Consider the following 1,281-nt stretch of genomic DNA (forward strand, 5'->3'; position numbering starts at 1 on the left):
AGACAGTTGCGTGGGCTTTAGATTTTTCAAGTGAGGCCCTTCCAAGCAGGGCGGCTTTGCAGCCCTGCTTGGATGGACCCGCGTGGACAAGCGGATCACTGAGATATGAGGACCGAGCGCTTACTCAGTTGCGCCATGTTTTGCTTTTAGGCGAGAGACGTTCGCGCCGGTCTGATTGGCGAATTCGCGTGGGCTGACATGCTCCTGCTGATTAGCCTCAAGGTAGCGACTCCACCAGTTCATGATCAGCCTGCGCTCCTCGATGAACTCGGCCTTGTGGATGTAAGCGGCGCGGACGTTGTTACGTTCCTTGTGGCTCATCTGTCGCTCGATGGCTGTGTCCGTCCACAAACCGGACTCGATCAGTGCGCTGCAGGCCATCGAGCGAAACCCATGCCCACAGATCTCGGATTTGGTGTCGTACCCCATCTTCCGAAGCGCGCTGTTCACAGTGTTTTCGGACATTGGTTTCCAAGACTTGGTATCGCCTGCGAAGACCAAGTCAAATTTGCCTGTGATTGCGTGGATCTGCTCGAGCAGGGCGATCGCTTGCTGCGATAAGGGTACAAGATGGATATCGCCTGCCATCTTCGTACCCCTTGTGGAAAAGGGTACGCCTTCCAACGCTGGTCGCGTGTCGGGTATTTCCCAGATGCCACGTTTGAGGTCGAACTCGCTCCAGCGGGCGAAGCGCAGCTCGCTGGAGCGTACAAACACGTGCAGCGACAGCAAGACCGTCAGCCGGGTAAGTGCGCGGCCTTTATAGGTGTCGATCCGTTCCTGCAATTCAGGCAAGCGTGATAAGGATAAAGCGGGGCGGTGGACGACCCGCGAGGCTTTGATAGAGCCTACGAGGTCGTAAGCAGGGTTTACGGTGATAAGCCGGAGGCGCTTTGCCTCGCGCATGATGCTCTGCAGGTAGTTTTGTACCCTTAAAGCAATATCTATCGTTCCGCGCTTCTTGATCGCTTCCAGGGGGCGCATAAGGTCGTGGGTATCGAGGTCGACAATGGCGCGGGCGCCGATCAGCGGGAAGAGGTGAGTTTTGAGGCGACTCATCACTGTCTTGGAATAGTCCGGTGCCCACTTGGCTGACATTTCCGTGTGCCAGCCGAGGGCAACGCTTTCAAAGGTGCGGCCTTTGATCAGAGCATCCGTCTTGGCTTGGTTCTTGGCTCCTATGGGGTCAATGCCATCCGCCAGCATTCGCTTGACCTCCGAGCGCTTGCGTCGTGCATCGGCGAGGCCAACGATGGGGTAGTTGCCGAATGAGGTCAGTCC

The 1,281-nt window shown here is 56.9% G+C and carries 1 protein-coding gene; it reads right to left on the minus strand.

From position 1 onward, the window contains the following. Nucleotides 1-120 precede the first annotated feature (120 nt). Nucleotides 121-1,281 (minus strand): tyrosine-type recombinase/integrase (locus tag ACRESJ_RS11490; RefSeq protein WP_431758008.1); only part of this gene is annotated, 1,161 nt, incomplete at its 5' end.

The organism is Pseudomonas sp. (genome assembly GCF_050739655.1).
Taxonomy (GTDB): domain Bacteria; phylum Pseudomonadota; class Gammaproteobacteria; order Pseudomonadales; family Pseudomonadaceae; genus Aquipseudomonas.